This window comes from Zoogloea sp., assembly GCF_041908905.1.
Classification (GTDB): domain Bacteria; phylum Pseudomonadota; class Gammaproteobacteria; order Burkholderiales; family Rhodocyclaceae; genus Zoogloea.
Genome location: NZ_JAYREK010000005.1, coordinates 123,245 through 137,608 on the forward strand (window position 1 = coordinate 123,245; position 14,364 = coordinate 137,608).

A 14,364-nucleotide genomic window follows, 5' to 3' on the forward strand; every position below is an offset into this window, starting at 1 on the left:
AATCCCCATGAAACTCTGCGGTTTCGATGTCGGTCTGGACAAACCCTTCTTCCTGATCGCCGGGCCCTGCGTCATCGAGTCCCGGGAGATGGCCCTCGAAACCGCGGCGGCGCTCAAGGAAATCTGCGCCGAACTGGCGATTCCGTTCATCTACAAGTCCAGCTACGACAAGGCCAACCGCAGCTCCGGCAAGTCGTTCCGCGGCATGGGCATGGAGAAGGGCCTCGAGATCCTCGCCGAGGTGCGTGAGCGCGTCGGCGTGCCGGTCCTCACCGATGTCCACACCGAGGCCGAGGTGCCCCATGTGGCGGCGGTGGTCGATGTGCTGCAGACGCCGGCCTTCCTGTGCCGGCAGACCGACTTCATCCACGCGGTCGCCTCCTGCGGCAAGCCGGTCAACATCAAGAAGGGTCAGTTCCTCGCCCCGGGCGACATGAAGAACGTCGTTGACAAGGCCCGCGAGGTGAACGGCGGCGCCGACAACATCATGGTCTGCGAGCGCGGCGTCTCCTTCGGCTACAACAACCTGGTTTCCGACATGCGCTCGCTGGCGATCATGCGCGAGACCGGCTGCCCGGTGGTCTTCGATGCCACCCACTCGGTACAGCTGCCGGGCGGGCAGGGCACCTCGTCGGGTGGTCAGCGGGAGTTCGTGCCCGTGCTGGCCCGCGCCGCGGTGGCGGTCGGCATCTCCGGCCTCTTCATGGAGACCCACCCCGACCCGGCCAAGGCTTTCTCCGACGGCCCCAACGCGTGGCCGCTGCCGCGCCTCAAGTCACTGCTTGCCACGCTGAAGGCCATTGATGCGGTGGTCAAGGCAGAAGGCTTCGAGGAAGCGCGGGGCTGAACCAGGCTGGCCAGATTTTGAAGTTCGAGGTGGCGGGAGCGTCGCCGGTTTAAATTCAGACAAGAAAGGAAGTTCATGAGCGCCATTGTTGATGTCATTGCCCGCGAGATTCTCGACTCCCGCGGTAACCCCACCGTCGAAGCCGACGTGTTGCTGGAATCCGGCGTGATGGGCCGTGCCGCGGTGCCGTCCGGTGCCTCCACCGGCTCCCGCGAGGCCATCGAGCTGCGCGACGGCGATGCCGCCCGCTACTTGGGCAAGGGCGTCCTGCAGGCCGTCGAGAACGTCAACACCGAAATCTCCGAAGCCCTGATCGGTCTCGACGCCGAAGACCAGGCCTTCATCGACCGCACCCTGATCGAGCTCGACGGCACCGACAACAAGTCCCGCCTCGGCGCCAACGCGATGCTGGCCGTCTCGATGGCCGTCGCCAAGGCGGCCGCCGAAGAGGCCGGCCTGCCCCTCTACCGCTACTTCGGCGGTTCCGGCCGCATGGCGATGCCGGTGCCGATGATGAACGTCATCAACGGCGGCGCTCACGCCAACAACTCCCTGGACATCCAGGAATGCATGATCATGCCGGTCGGCGCCAAGAGCTTCCGTGAAGCCCTGCGCTGCGGTGCCGAGATCTTCCATCACCTCAAGAAGCTCACCGACAAGAAGGGCTACCCCACCACCGTCGGCGACGAGGGCGGTTTCGCCCCCAACGTGTCGGGCACCGACGAAGCCCTCAACCTGATCCTCGAAGCCATCGCCAACGCGGGCTACGAAGCTGGCCGCGACGTGGTGCTGGCCCTCGACTGCGCCGCCTCCGAGTTCTACAAGAACGGCATGTACGAGCTGGAAGGTGAGGGCCTGTCCCTGACCGCCGCGGGTTTCGTCGATTACCTGGCCACCCTGGTGGACAAGTTCCCGATCATCTCCATCGAAGACGGCATGGCCGAAGGCGATTGGGAAGGCTGGAAGCTGCTCACCGAGCGCCTCGGCAAGCGCGTGCAGATCGTCGGTGACGACCTCTTCGTCACCAACACCAAGATCCTGAAGGAAGGCATCGAGAAGGGCATCGCCAACTCCATCCTCATCAAGATCAACCAGATCGGCACCCTCACCGAAACCTTCGAGGCCGTCGAGCTGGCCAAGCGCTTCGGCTACACCGCGGTGATCTCCCACCGTTCCGGCGAAACCGAAGACTCCACCATCGCCGACATCTCGGTGGGCCTCAACGCCATGCAGATCAAGACGGGTTCGCTGTCCCGCTCCGACCGCATCTCCAAGTACAACCAGCTGCTGCGCATCGAGGAAGATCTCGGCGATACCGCCATCTACCCGGGCCTGTCGGCTTTCTACAACCTGCGCAAGATCTGATTTCCGGATCGCAGGAGGGTGGCCGGCAAGCGCCGGCCACCCCGCATCTCGTTTCTCTTCCCCGAACCATTCGCTGGCCCAGTATCGTCCTTGCCCTTCTTGTTGTCGTCCTGCAGTACCCCTTGTGGATCGGCAAGGGCGGCTGGCTGCGCGTGTGGGAGGTCGAGAAGCAGCTCACCGCCTCCCGGGAAGCCAATCGGCGTCTAGAGCAGCGCAACAGCAGCCTCGAGGCCGAGGTCCGCGACCTGAAGACCGGCTACGAGGCGGTCGAGGAGCGCGCCCGCTTTGAACTCGGCTTCACCAGGGCCGACGAAGTCTTCGTCCAGACCCCGCAGACCCGCTGAAGCGCCCCGGGGATTGCGCGCCGGGACGTCCGTCTGACGTCCGGTTTTTCCCATTTAATCCCTGGCCGGCATGCCGTCCTGCTCCGGCGCGACTCGCCAAGGCAGGCTTTCTGCGTTTGTCGAAGGCCGGGTAGCGCGACCCGCATGGGCGCGCCACCCTCTCTTCATGACGGCGCTCAGTCGCGTCGATACAGCCTGAACACCTCGGCCTTGCGCCCACCGCCCAGCCGGCGTTCCCAGATCAGCTCGGCCGGTTCGTTGAGTTTCCGGGTGTTGCCGCCGATCGCGTAGCTCAGGACCAGGGAGCATTCGCTGGCGCGTGCCGATTTGCCGTCCACCGTCTGAATGCCTGCGAAGTAGTCGAGGGCAGCCCGCTGGGTATCAGCGACGCCGTGGCGCGCGATACAGCCTTCGGTCTGGCCAGCCAGCACCTTGCGGAGCTCTCCGGCAACGGGCTGGTAGTTCTTGGTGTGGGCAAACCAGGGCTGCCACAGGGCGACCGCCAGGCACCACAGAAGGGTCATGCCGAGGGCCCAGTTGGTGGCGCCCCGCCACGGCGTGCGCCGGGTCAGCTGGGGCAGCACCAGCAACGCAATGCTGATCAGGGCTCCGATCGCGGCGGTCAGGCCGATGTCGTGGCTGGCGAAGTTGGGGGCGATCCTGGCGAGCTGGCGAGCCAGGCCGGGCGGCCAGCTGAAGCTGAGGGCGCTCCAGCCGAGCCAGACGAGGATCGCGAAGAAGGTGAAGGCCACCACGCTGAACCAGTCGAAGGCGTTTGCCGCACCCCGGCGTAGGGTCGAGGTGCCGAGCGTCGCCAGGAGGCAGAAAGCGGGCAGGACGGGCAGGGCGCTGGCCGGCCGGAGCGGACCGGTGGTGGTCACGAGCCCGACCGCGAGCAGACAGGCCACGATCGGCAGCGCCAGGGCGGGTGTGGTGAGCCCGTGGCGGTTGCGCCAGATGGCCCAGCCGGCGATCGGCCACAGGGGCCAGGCGAACCAGCCCAGTAGCTGCAGCAGCCGGCCGAAGTTGTCGAGGTGTTCGGCATGGGGAAGGATGGTGGCCACATCGCTTGCCCACCAGCGGGCGGCTTCGCCGGGTTGCTGGATGGCGACCGCCGTGAACCACGCGGCGGGAATCAGCAGCGCAATCGCGCAGCCGGCGGCGATGCCGCCGATTACAGCACGTGAGCGGCAGTCGCGGCACAGCAGCGGGGCGAGCAGCATCACCGGCAGGGTGAGGACCAGGGCCGGGACGCCGCCGGCCAGGAAGGCGAGCCCCGCCCCGAGGCCGGCCTGCAAGCCGCCGGCCAGTGGGCGTTCGGAGAGCAGGCCGAGGCCGGCATAGCACAGGGCCATGCCCGCCAGCTGGGCCAGCGCGGGCTGGGTTTCGTGGGCGTGGACGACCAGGCCAAGGGAGCTGACTCCCAGCAGGATGGCCGGAGCGAAGGCGGCCGGGCCATAGAGCCGGCGGGCCGCGACGCCGATCCAGTAGAGGAAGGCGGCGGTGAACAGGCTGCTGGCGAGCCGGGCGGCGTCATGCACGGGCAGCAGGCCGCCGAGGGCCTTGGCGAGGAGGGCGCCGACCCAGTAATAGAGCGGAGGAAAGTCGCGTAAGGTCTCGCCGGCGAGTTCGGGGACGAGCCAGGCATCCCGGGTCAGGATGGCGTGGATGGGGCCGAGGTAGGTGAGGTCGTCGCCCCGCCAGGGCAGGTGGCCCGTGGTGCCGACGATGAGGTAGACGGCGAGCAGCAGGCCCAGTTGCCAGGCGGGAAGCGGGGCCGGCAGATCAAGGCTGAAGCGGGAGGCGGCATTCTGCATGGACATCGATGGAGCTGTCGGGTTGGCGTGGGCGGTGCGCTGAAAATAAAAAAGGCAGCCGAAGCTGCCTTTTTTGACGAGTCCGGCAACTGCGTTGCGGATCAGCCCAGACGCTGAACGGAACCGTACTTCTGGCGGAAGCGCTCGACGCGACCGGCGGTATCGACGATCTTCTGCTTGCCGGTGTAGAACGGGTGGCAGGCGGAGCACACTTCCACATGGTACTGCTCTTTGGCCATGGTGGAGCGGGTCACGAAGGTGTTGCCGCAGGAGCAGGTGACCTGGACTTCCTTGTAATTCGGATGGGTATCGGCTTTCATCGCTTTTTCCTTTGGGGTACGTGGGTGGTGAATTTGGCCACCCGAAAACGCAGCATTCTGAACGCTTTCAGCTGCTTGCGCAAGGTTGTTGGAATTTTTTTAGCCGCCGCTCACACAAAACGCGCCACGAAGGCCCCCACGCTGGCGGGCGGAAGGGGGAGCCAGACCCGGTGGTCGCTGCCGGGCACGCGGGAGATCTCGTCGCCGGCGGGGGTGATCAGGCGCTCCACCTGCACTTCGCTGTTGCCGGCCGGGTGAATCAGCTCGATGCGGTCGCCCACCGAGAAGGCGTTCTTGGTGGCGATTTCGGCGAGGCCGCGCTCGGCGTCGTAGGCGACCACGTCGCCCACGTACAGGCTGCGCCCCGACTCGGAATGGCCGCGCAGGTAGTTTTGTGTCTCGTGCGGGGTGTGGCGCTGGTAGAAGCCGTCTGTGTAGCCGCGGTTGGCGAGCCCCTCGAGCTGGCCGAGCAGCGCCGGGTCGAGGCCGCGCCCGGCGACGGCGTCGTCGATGGCCTGGCGGTAGGCCTGGCAGGTGCGGGCCACGTAGTAGGGGCTCTTGGTGCGGCCCTCGATCTTGAAGGAGTCGATGCCGATCTCGGTGAGCCGCTGCACGTGCTCGATGGCGCGCAGGTCCTTGGAGTTGAGGATGTAGGTGCCGTGCTCGTCCTCTTCGATGGGCATGTATTCGCCGGGGCGCTTGTGGGGTTCTTCTAGGAGGTGCACGTCGCCGCTGCCGCAGGTTTTTGCTTCGTGGGTCTTGAAGTCCCAGCGGCAGGAGTTGGTGCAGGTGCCCTGGTTCGGGTCACGGTGGTTGAAGTAGCCCGACAGCAGGCAGCGTCCGGAGTAGGCGATGCACAGGGCGCCGTGGATGAAGACCTCGAGCTCGGTGTCGGGGCAGTCCTGGCGGATGGAGGCGATCTCGTCCAGCGACAGCTCGCGGGACAGGATCACCCGCGAGATGCCGGCCAGCTTCCAGAAGCGCACGGCGGCGGCATTGACCGTATTGGCCTGCACCGACAGGTGGATGGGCATCTCGGGGAAGTTCTCGCGGACCATCAGGATCAGGCCCGGGTCGGACATGATCAGCGCGTCGGGCTTGAGGGCGATGACCGGCGCGATGTCCTTGATGAAGGTCTTGATCTTGGCCCCGTGGGGGTAGATGTTGGCCACCACGTAGAACTGCTTGCCCTGGGCATGGGCGCGATTGATGCCGTCGGCGAGCACCGGCAGATCGCCGAAGTCGTTGTTGCGCACGCGCAGGGAGTAGCGCGGCTGGCCCGCATAGATCGCGCTGGCGCCGAAGGCGAAGGCGGTGTCGAGCATGGCCAGGGAGCCGGCCGGGGCGAGGAGTTCGGGTGTCTTGCGGGGCATGGGGTGACGTCTGGGTTGGGGCGTGCGCCGGGCGGCGCACGGGGTCAGCGGTAGGTTTCGAGCAGGGTGTGCCAGCCGGCCAGCGCAGGGCTCTGGCTGGCGAGCTGGTGCTGCAGGACCTGTTCGGCCATTTCGAGCATGGCCTTTTGTTCCTTGCTGAGGAAAGCGGGGTGCTGCGGGGAGAGGTGCACCACCAGGTCGCCGGCCTTGCGGCGGCCGCGGGCAGGAAAGCCGGCCTCGGGGATGCGGATCTCGGGCGTCGTGGCGGCCTCGGGCAGCAGGATTTCGCGCAGGCCGGCGAGGGTCGGGACTTCGATCAGGCCGCCGGCGAGCAGGCGGAAGATGCTCACCGGCACCGCCACGTGGAGGTCGTGGTGCTGCAGCCGGAACAGCGGGTGCGGGCGGGTGCGCAGGGTGAGGTAGAGGTCGCCCGGCTCACCGCCGTCGGGGGCGGGCCCGCCCTGGCCGGCGATGCGCAGCTCTTCGCCGGGCAGCATGGCGGGGGGCACGGTGACGGCGAGCTGGCGATTGGCGGGCTGCCAGCCACGCCCGTCGCAGCTGGGGCAGCGGGTGTCGGTGGTGAAGCCCTTGCCGCCGCAGTCGCCGCAGGTCTCGAGCCGGCCGTCGCGGCGGATGCGCCCGCTGCCGTGGCAGCTGCCGCACATGCTGGTGCGGCCGTAGCTGCGCCGGCCGCTGCCGTCGCAATCGTCGCAGTCCTCGCGCCCCTCGATGGTCACGGTGACGGTGGTGCCCCGGGCGGCCTCGGCGAGGTCGACGGTGATGTCCTGGCGGTGGTCGGCACCGCGAGGGCGGGGGGGGCTGCTGTTTGCGGGGCCTGGGCGGTTCGGGCGGCGCGTCGTCGGGGGTGTGGGTGCCGAGGGGCTGCGTCAGGCGCTCGAAGGCCTCCCGCACCCGGCGGAACTGGTCGTGGGCCTGGGGGTCGGGGTTGCGATCCGGGTGCCAGCGCATGGCCAGCCGCCGGTAGGCGCGCTTGATCTCGGCGGCGCTGGCGTCGGGCTCGACACCGAGGATCTGATGGAAATCGACTGCGGACATCCGCGCATTTTAATCGCGGCCGGGGGCGGACGGGCGACGAAGTGATGAAGGGGTGTCCTGGCGCGGTGTTCAGGCCTTCGGCGTGTCGTTTTTCCGGCGCTCGCGGCGGCATTCGTCCAGGCAGGTGACGCTGCCGTCCTCCTGGGCGACTTCCAGCCGGACGGCGAAGCCCCACAGGTGGGCGACGTGCTTGAGCACCTCCTGATAGTCGCCCGCCAGAGGCCGGCGCAGGTAGGCCTGGTGGCGCAGGGTGAGGGAGCGGTCGCCGCGCAGGTCCACGTCCCACACCTGCAGGTTGGGCTCGCGGCTGCCGAGGTTGTAGTTGTCGGAGAGGATCTCGCGGACACGCCGGTAGCCGGCCTCGTCGTGGATGGCGGAGACCTTGAGCCGGGTGTCCTTGTCGTCGTCGAGGATGGCGAAGAGGCGGAAGTCGCGCATCACCTTGGGTGACAGGAACTGGGCGACGAAGCTCTCGTCCTTGAAGTTGCGCATCGCGAAGTCGAAGGTCTCGCGCCAGTCGCTGCCGGCGATGTCGGGGAACCAGCGCCTGTCCTCGTCGGTGGGGGCTTCGCAGATGCGGCGGATGTCCTGCCACATCGCAAAGCCGAGGGCGTAGGGGTTGATGCCGCGGTACCAGGGTTCGTCGTAGCCGGGTTGGTAGACCACGTTGGTGTGGGAGTGCAGGAACTCCAGCATGAAGCTGTCGGTGAGCAGGCCTTCGTCGTAGAGGGTGTTGAGCAGGGTGTAGTGCCAGTAGGTGGCCCAGCCTTCGTTCATCACCTGGGTCTGGCGCTGGGGGAAGAAGTACTGGCCGATCTTGCGCACGATGCGCACGACCTCGCGCTGCCAGGGCTCGAGGAGCGGGGCGTTCTTCTCGATGAAGTAGAGGATGTTCTCCTGGGGCTCGGGCGGAAAACGCGGCGTCTCGACCGCCTGGGCACGGCTGGCCTGGGTGGGCAGGGTGCGCCACAGGTCGTTCACCTGGCTCTGCAGGTATTCGGCGCGCTCCCGCTGGCGGGTGAGCTCCTTGGTGAGCGACAGCTTGGCCGGGCGCTTGTAGCGGTCGACGCCCACGTTCATCAGCGCGTGGCAGGCGTCGAGGAGGTGCTCGACCTCTTCTTCGCCGTAGCGCTCCTCGCATTCGGTGAGGTAGTTACGGGCGAAGATGAGGTAGTCGATGATCGCGTCGGGGGTGGTCCACTGGCGGAACAGGTAGTTGCCCTTGAAGAAGCTGTTGTGGCCGTAGGCGGCGTGGGCGATCACCAGGGCCTGCATGGTCATGGTGTTTTCTTCCATGAGGTAGGCGATGCAGGGGTTGGAGTTGATGACGATCTCGTAGGCGAGGCCCATCTGGCCGCGGCGGTAGCCCTTCTCGGTCTGCAGGAAGCTCTTGCCGAAGGACCAGTGGTGATAGTTGACCGGCATGCCCACCGACGAGTAGGCGTCCATCATCTGCTCGGAGGTGATCAGCTCGACCTGGATCGGGTAGACGTCGAGCCCGAAGCTGCGGGCGACCCGGTCGATCTCGGCGTGGTAGGCCTCGATGAGTTCGAAGGTCCACTCGCCCGGGGCGGGGAGGGGCTTCCGGTGCTTGGCTTTCGGCGGGCTCATGGGAGTTTCTTCTTGAAGAGTTCTCGGAAGACCGGATAGATGTCCGGCAGGCCTTCGATGTGCTGCATCGCGAAGTTGCGGTGGGTGGCGCCGAGCTTCTCGTATTCCCGCCACAGGTTCTGGGGCTCGCCGGGGGTGATCTCGATGTAGGCGAAGTACTGCACGCAGGGCAGGATGCGCCCGGCGAGGAGCTCCCGGCAGTGGGGCGAGTCGTTTTCCCAGTTGTCGCCGTCGGAGGCCTGGGCGCCATAGATGTTCCAGGCGCCGCCGCCGTAGCGGGCGTGGAGGATCTCGTTCATCAGCTCGAGGGCGCTGGAGACCACGGTGCCGCCGGACTCGCGGGAGTGGAAGAAATCCTCCTCGTTTACCTCCTTGGCGACGGTGTGGTGGCGGATGAAGACGATCTCGATGTGCTCGTAGGTGCGCGTCAGGAACAGGTAGAGCAGCATGAAGAAGCGCTTGGCGGTGGCCTTCTTGCCCTCGTCCATCGAGCCGGAGACGTCCATCAGGCAGAACATCACCGCCTGGGTGGTCGGCTTGGGCACCTTGATGCGGTTGTTGTAGCGCAGGTCGAAGGTGTCGATGAAGGGGATCGCCTCGATCCGCGCCCGCAGGGTGGCGATCTCGGCCCGCAGGCGCTGGACTTCCGGGTCGTCGTCAGGGTGTGTCTCGAGGCGTTCGTCGAGCGCCCGCTGCAGTTCCCGCAGCTTGCCGTGGAAGGGGGCGCCGAGGGCCAGCCGGCGGCCGAGGGCGCCACGCAGCGAGCGCACCACGTTGATGTTGGCCGGCGTGCCGTCGTTGCTGAAGCCGGCGCGCTGGCTCTTGTATTCGGTGATGCGGGCGAGCTGGGTTCTGACCAGGTCGGGCAGGGCGAGGTCGTCGAAGAAGACGTCCAGGAACTCCTCCCGCGACAGGTTGAAGACGAAGTCGTCCTCGCCCTCGCCGTCCTTGCTGGCCTTGCCCTTGCCCGAGCCGCCACCGCCGCCGCCGGGTGGGCGGTTGATCTGGTCACCCGTCGAGAACTGGTCGTTACCGGTGAAGATGGTCTCCCACACGCCGCCGTGACCGTGGCGGAAGTGGGGCTCGGCGAGGTCCCGGGCGGGGATGGAGACATCCTCGCCGTTGTCGAGATCCTTGATCGAGCGGCCGTCGATGGCGTCCGCCACGGCCTTGCGGATCTGGCCCTTGAAGCGGCGCATGAAGCGCTGCCGGTTGACGGCGCTCTTGTTCCTGCTGTCGAACCTGCGATCGATGATGCGGACCATGAAGGGCTCCCGGATACGTGCGGGCAGGCCGCGCCGGGGCCGGCGCGGCGGCGGGCGTCACGACGACTTGCGGACGCGCAGGTACCACTCGCAGAGCAGGCGCACCTGCTTTTCGGTGTAGCCCTTCTCTATCATGCGATTCACGAAGTTCTGGTGCTTCTTCTGGTCGTCGCCGCTGGCCTTGGCGTTGAAGCTGATCACCGGCAGCAGGTCTTCGGTGTTGGAGAACATCTTCTTCTCGATCACCGCGCGGAGCTTCTCGTAGCTGGTCCAGCTCGGGTTCTTGCCGCTGTTCTTGGCCCGGGCACGCAGCACGAAGTTGACCACCTCGTTGCGGAAGTCCTTGGGGTTGCTGATGCCGGCCGGCTTCTCGATCTTCTCGAGCTCGTCGTTGAGGGCGTTGCGGTCGAGGATCTCGCCGGTGTTGGGGTCGCGGTATTCCTGGTCCTGGATCCAGAAGTCGGCGTAGGTCACGTAGCGGTCGAAGATGTTCTGGCCGTATTCGGAGTAGCTCTCGAGGTAGGCAGTCTGGATCTCCTTGCCGATGAACTCCGCGTAGCGCGGGGCGAGGTATTCCTTGATGAAGGCCAGGTAGCGGCCTTCCAGCTCGGGCGGATACTGCTCCTGGGCGATCTGCTGTTCGAGCACGTACATCAGGTGCACCGGGTTGGCGGCGACTTCCCGGTGGTCGAAGTTGAAGACCCGGGACAGCACCTTGAAGGCGAAGCGGGTGGATAGCCCGGTCATGCCCTCGTCGACCCCGGCGTAGTCGCGGTATTCCTGGTAGCTCTTGGCCTTGGGGTCGGTGTCTTTGAGGTTCTCGCCGTCGTACACCCGCATCTTGGAGAGCAGGCTGGAGTTCTCGGGCTCCTTGATGCGCGACAGCACCGCGTACTGGGCCATCATCTTGAGGGTGTCGGGGGCGCAGGGCGCCTGCGACAGCGAGCTGTTGGCGAGCAACTTCTCGTAGATCCGGATCTCGTCGGAAACCCGCAGGCAGTAGGGCACCTTGACGGTATAGATGCGGTCGAGGAAGGCCTCGTTGTTGCGGTTGTTCTTGAAGGCTGTCCATTCGGACTCGTTGGAGTGGGCCATCACGATGCCGTCGAAGGGAATCGCGCCAAAACCCTCGGTGCCCTTGTAGTTGCCCTCCTGGGTGGCGGTGAGGAGCGGGTGCAGCACCTTGATCGGCGCCTTGAACATCTCGACGAACTCCAGCAGGCCCCGGTTGGCCAGGCACAGCCCACCGGAGTAGGAGTAGGCGTCCGGGTCGTCCTGGGAGTACTGCTCCAGCTTGCGGATGTCGATCTTGCCCACCAGGGACGAGATGTCCTGGTTGTTCTCGTCGCCGGGCTCAGTCTTGGCGACGGCGATCTGGCGCAGCACCGACGGGCGCAGCTTGACCACCCGGAAGCGGGTGATGTCGCCGTTGAACTCGTTGAGGCGCTTTACCGCCCATGGGCTCATGATGGTGTTGAGGTAGCGCCGCGGGATGCCGTAGTCGTCCTCGAGGATCGCGCCGTCCTCGACCAGGTTGAACAGCCCCAGCGGCGACTCGTGCACCGGCGAGCCCTTGATGGCGTAGAAGGGGATCTTCTCGACCAGGCTCTTCAGCTTCTCGGCCAGCGAGCTCTTGCCGCCGCCCACCGGGCCCAGCAGGTAGAGGATCTGCTTCTTCTCCTCAAGCCCCTGGGCCGCGTGGCGGAAGTAGGACACGATGTTCTCGATCGACTCCTCCATCCCGTAGAAGTCACTGAAGGCGGGGTAGATCTTGATCATCTTGTTCGAGAAGATGCGTGACAGGCGCGGGTCGAGGCGGGTGTCCACCAGCTCGGGCTCACCGATGGCCTGCAGCATGCGCTCGGCGGCGGTGGCGTAGGCCAGGGGGGTTGTCTTGCACAGGTCCAGGTAGTCCTGGACCGACATTTCTTCTTCGCGGGCCGACTCGAAACGGGCCTGGAAGCTGGTGAAGATGCTCATTTTCTGTCTCCCTGCTGCCTCGCACCCGGTCCCGGCGCCGGGTTCGCCATGTCCTGCCGCGTGGCGGGACGGCTCATTGAGGCTTCCCGCCTGGATCTGCGCTGGGGTGTGCTGCGTCGCGGTATCCTCTTCCACCCTAGACGCCGACCCGGCCTCCTGCCAGCTGTGAGGGGCCCGGACGCCCGCAAGTTCCGGAAAAACCGGCAGCAGGTCACGTTTTCCGGCCTGGGGCATCGCCGAGCGCGGCGGCTGCAAGCCATTTAAGAGGCTGTGTTAAACTAGAAATTTTTCCGACGCCCATAAGTGGCGAAGCATGCGCAAAACATGGGTTTTGCCGCGTGTTCGCCGCCTGTGTCCGGCGTCGTTTTCGTCAAAGCCGATCAGGAAATTTTCATGAGCAACCAGGAAACCGTGGTGAGCGCTCTCGAGCGCCGTATCGACATGTCCGTGCCGCTGGCCGATATCGAAAAGGATGTCGAAGCGCGTCTGAAGAAGATGTCCCGCACCGTCAAGATGCCGGGCTTCCGTCCGGGCAAGGTCCCGTTCCGCATGGTCGCCCAGTCGTACGGCCCCCAGGCCCGCTCCGAGGCCATCGGCGCCGCGGTCGAGCGTGTGCTCGGCGAGCAGATCCGCGCCCAGAACCTGCGCGTCGCCGGCTACCCCAGCATCGAGCCGAAGGAGCCCACCGGCACCGACGCCCTTGAGTTCACCGCGGTCTTCGAGGTTTACCCCGAGATCGTCATTGCCGACGTGAGCGCCCACGAGATCGAGCGTCCGCAACTGGAAGTCGGTGACGCCGAGGTCGACAAGACCCTCGACGTGCTGCGCAAGCAGCGCACCACCTTCGCCGAGGTCGAGCGTGCCGCCCAGGACGGCGACCGCGTGGTGGTGGACTTCACCGGCCGCAAGGACGGCGTCGAGTTCGACGGCGGCAAGGCGACCGACTTCCCCTTCGTGGTCGGTGGCGGCCAGATGCTCAAGGACTTCGAGACCGCCGTGCTGGGCCTCAAGGCCGGCGAGAGCAAGACCTTCGACATGACCTTCCCGGCCGAGTACCACGCCGAGAACCTGGCCGGCCAGACCGTCCAGTTCGAAGTGGCCGTCAAGAAGGTTGAAGAGCCCAAGCTGCCCGAGGTGGACGCCGAGTTCGCCAAGTCCCTGGGCGTTGCCGACGGCGACGTGGCCAAGATGCGCGAAGAGGTCAAGGCCAACCTGGAGCGTGAAGTCAAGCGCCGCATCCAGTCCCGCATCAAGGAGCGCGTGATGAACGTGCTGATCGAGACCCACCCGATCGAAGTGCCGAAGGCCCTGGTCCAGCAGGAATCCCAGCAGCTGGCCGAAAACGCCAAGCGCGATTTCGAAGCCCGCGGCATGCAGACCAAGGACCTGCCGATCGATGCCGCCTGGTTCGGCGAGCAGGCCGCCCGTCGCGTCAAGCTCGGCCTCATCATGTCGGAACTTGTGAAGAGCAAGGAACTCCATGCCAAGCCGGAGCAGATCCGTGCCACCATCGAAGACTTCGCAGCCAGCTACGAAGATCCGAGCGAAGTGATTGGCTGGTACTATTCCCAGCCCCAGCGTCTGGCCCAGGCCGAGGCGCTGGTGATCGAAGACAATGTCGTGGAGTGGGTCATCACCAACGCGAAGACGACCGACGTGGCCACCTCCTTCGACGACCTGATGGGCAACGCAGCTTAAATTTCAGCGGAGAGCGACGTTAAATGAATCCAGTGACACCCCCGTTTTCTCGCAGTGACTGGGACCCGGTCGGCCTCGGCCTGATCCCCATGGTGGTCGAGCAGAGCGGCCGCGGCGAGCGGTCGTACGACATCTACTCGCGCCTTCTGAAGGAGCGGGTGGTGTTTCTGGTCGGGCCGGTCACCGATGTGACCGCCAACCTGATCGTCGCCCAGCTGCTGTTCCTGGAGTCCGAGAACCCCGACAAGGACATCTTTTTCTACATCAATTCCCCGGGCGGCTCGGTCACGGCGGGCATGGCGATTTACGACACCATGCAGTTCATCAAGCCGGACGTGAGCACCCTGTGCATCGGGCAGGCGGCCAGCATGGGCGCCTTCCTGCTCGCCGCGGGCGCGAGCGGCAAGCGCTTCTCGCTGCCCAACTCGCGGGTGATGATCCACCAGCCGCTGGGCGGTTTCCAGGGCCAGGCCTCGGACATCGAGATCCACGCCCGCGAGATCCTCGCGCTGCGAGCCAAGCTCAACGGCATGCTGGCCAAGCACACCGGCCAGCCGGTCGAGGCCATCGAGCGCGACACCGACCGCGACAACTTCATGTCCGCCGAAGAGGCCATGCGCTACGGCCTGGTGGACAAGGTGCTGACCAGCCGCGCCGACGTGGCCTGATCCGGCACCCGTAGCAGGTA

At 66.1% G+C, this 14,364-nt stretch carries 12 protein-coding genes and 1 pseudogene; 5 read left to right on the top strand and 8 right to left on the bottom strand.

What is annotated here, in order from left to right:
* Positions 1–7: 7 nt before the first annotated feature.
* The 3 genes from kdsA (at position 8) to ftsB (ending at position 2,556) form a co-directional block, all read left to right on the top strand.
* Complete coding sequence (kdsA, locus tag ACE3OU_RS05315) at positions 8–847, top strand: 3-deoxy-8-phosphooctulonate synthase (protein WP_374240501.1); 840 nt, start codon at positions 8–10, stop codon at positions 845–847.
* A gap of 75 nt (positions 848–922) precedes the next feature.
* Positions 923–2,212: a phosphopyruvate hydratase gene (gene eno / locus ACE3OU_RS05320; protein WP_374240502.1), complete on the top strand. Its 1,290-nt coding sequence runs from the start codon at positions 923–925 to the stop codon at positions 2,210–2,212.
* Positions 2,213–2,280: 68 nt separating this feature from the next.
* Positions 2,281–2,556 carry a cell division protein FtsB gene (ftsB, locus tag ACE3OU_RS05325; RefSeq protein WP_374240530.1) on the top strand — a complete coding sequence of 92 codons (276 nt, stop codon included), beginning with the start codon at positions 2,281–2,283 and terminating at the stop codon, positions 2,554–2,556.
* A 176-nt stretch (positions 2,557–2,732) separates the two neighbouring features.
* On the opposite strand, the gene ACE3OU_RS05330 is transcribed toward ftsB, so the two are convergent.
* From ACE3OU_RS05330 to ACE3OU_RS05365, 8 genes and pseudogenes are all read right to left on the bottom strand, one after another.
* On the bottom strand, positions 2,733–4,379 hold the full coding sequence (locus ACE3OU_RS05330; protein WP_374240503.1) for a hypothetical protein: 1,647 nt from the start codon (positions 4,377–4,379) through the stop codon (positions 2,733–2,735).
* Between the two features lie 95 nt (positions 4,380–4,474).
* The gene (gene rpmE / locus ACE3OU_RS05335; RefSeq protein WP_374240504.1) at positions 4,475–4,693 is read right to left on the bottom strand and encodes a 50S ribosomal protein L31; all 219 of its coding nucleotides are present in this window, start codon (positions 4,691–4,693) and stop codon (positions 4,475–4,477) included.
* A gap of 110 nt (positions 4,694–4,803) precedes the next feature.
* Positions 4,804–6,066 carry a U32 family peptidase gene (locus ACE3OU_RS05340; RefSeq protein WP_374240505.1) on the bottom strand — a complete coding sequence of 421 codons (1,263 nt, stop codon included), beginning with the start codon at positions 6,064–6,066 and terminating at the stop codon, positions 4,804–4,806.
* 44 nt (positions 6,067–6,110) lie between these two features.
* Positions 6,111–6,848, bottom strand: a complete 738-nt coding sequence (locus ACE3OU_RS05345) for a DnaJ C-terminal domain-containing protein (protein ID WP_374240531.1) — start codon at positions 6,846–6,848, stop codon at positions 6,111–6,113.
* A 109-nt stretch (positions 6,849–6,957) separates the two neighbouring features.
* Positions 6,958–7,122 (bottom strand): annotated as a pseudogene (locus tag ACE3OU_RS05350) (DnaJ domain-containing protein); the annotation flags it as partial.
* A gap of 69 nt (positions 7,123–7,191) precedes the next feature.
* Positions 7,192–8,733, bottom strand: coding sequence for a SpoVR family protein (locus ACE3OU_RS05355; protein WP_374240506.1), 1,542 nt, complete (start codon positions 8,731–8,733; stop codon positions 7,192–7,194).
* Positions 8,730–9,998 carry a YeaH/YhbH family protein gene (locus ACE3OU_RS05360; protein WP_374240507.1) on the bottom strand — a complete coding sequence of 423 codons (1,269 nt, stop codon included), beginning with the start codon at positions 9,996–9,998 and terminating at the stop codon, positions 8,730–8,732. The genes ACE3OU_RS05355 and ACE3OU_RS05360 overlap by 4 nt, the downstream gene beginning before the upstream one ends.
* Positions 9,999–10,055: 57 nt before the next feature.
* Positions 10,056–11,978, bottom strand: coding sequence for a PrkA family serine protein kinase (locus ACE3OU_RS05365; protein WP_374240508.1), 1,923 nt, complete (start codon positions 11,976–11,978; stop codon positions 10,056–10,058).
* A gap of 393 nt (positions 11,979–12,371) precedes the next feature.
* On the opposite strand from ACE3OU_RS05365, the gene tig reads away from it, so the two are divergent.
* Together tig and clpP are read left to right on the top strand one after the other, a co-directional pair.
* Complete coding sequence (tig, locus tag ACE3OU_RS05370; protein ID WP_374240509.1) at positions 12,372–13,676, top strand: trigger factor; 1,305 nt, start codon at positions 12,372–12,374, stop codon at positions 13,674–13,676.
* A gap of 23 nt (positions 13,677–13,699) precedes the next feature.
* A complete protein-coding gene (gene clpP, locus ACE3OU_RS05375; RefSeq protein WP_374240510.1) occupies positions 13,700–14,344 on the top strand; it encodes an ATP-dependent Clp endopeptidase proteolytic subunit ClpP in 645 nt (214 codons plus the stop codon).
* The last annotated feature ends 20 nt before the right edge of the window (positions 14,345–14,364 follow it).

Bases quoted from the DNA above. Each gene is read 5' to 3' on its own strand.
- kdsA (WP_374240501.1), top strand. From the start codon at position 8: ATGAAACTCTGCGGTTTCGATGTCGGTCTGGACAAACCCTTCTTCCTG.
- eno (WP_374240502.1), top strand. From the start codon at position 923: ATGAGCGCCATTGTTGATGTCATTGCCCGCGAGATTCTCGACTCCCGC.
- ACE3OU_RS05330 (WP_374240503.1), bottom strand. From the start codon at position 4,379: ATGTCCATGCAGAATGCCGCCTCCCGCTTCAGCCTTGATCTGCCGGCC.
- rpmE (WP_374240504.1), bottom strand. From the start codon at position 4,693: ATGAAAGCCGATACCCATCCGAATTACAAGGAAGTCCAGGTCACCTGC.
- ACE3OU_RS05340 (WP_374240505.1), bottom strand. From the start codon at position 6,066: ATGCCCCGCAAGACACCCGAACTCCTCGCCCCGGCCGGCTCCCTGGCC.
- ACE3OU_RS05355 (WP_374240506.1), bottom strand. From the start codon at position 8,733: ATGAGCCCGCCGAAAGCCAAGCACCGGAAGCCCCTCCCCGCCCCGGGC.
- ACE3OU_RS05360 (WP_374240507.1), bottom strand. From the start codon at position 9,998: ATGGTCCGCATCATCGATCGCAGGTTCGACAGCAGGAACAAGAGCGCC.
- ACE3OU_RS05365 (WP_374240508.1), bottom strand. From the start codon at position 11,978: ATGAGCATCTTCACCAGCTTCCAGGCCCGTTTCGAGTCGGCCCGCGAA.
- tig (WP_374240509.1), top strand. From the start codon at position 12,372: ATGAGCAACCAGGAAACCGTGGTGAGCGCTCTCGAGCGCCGTATCGAC.
- clpP (WP_374240510.1), top strand. From the start codon at position 13,700: ATGAATCCAGTGACACCCCCGTTTTCTCGCAGTGACTGGGACCCGGTC.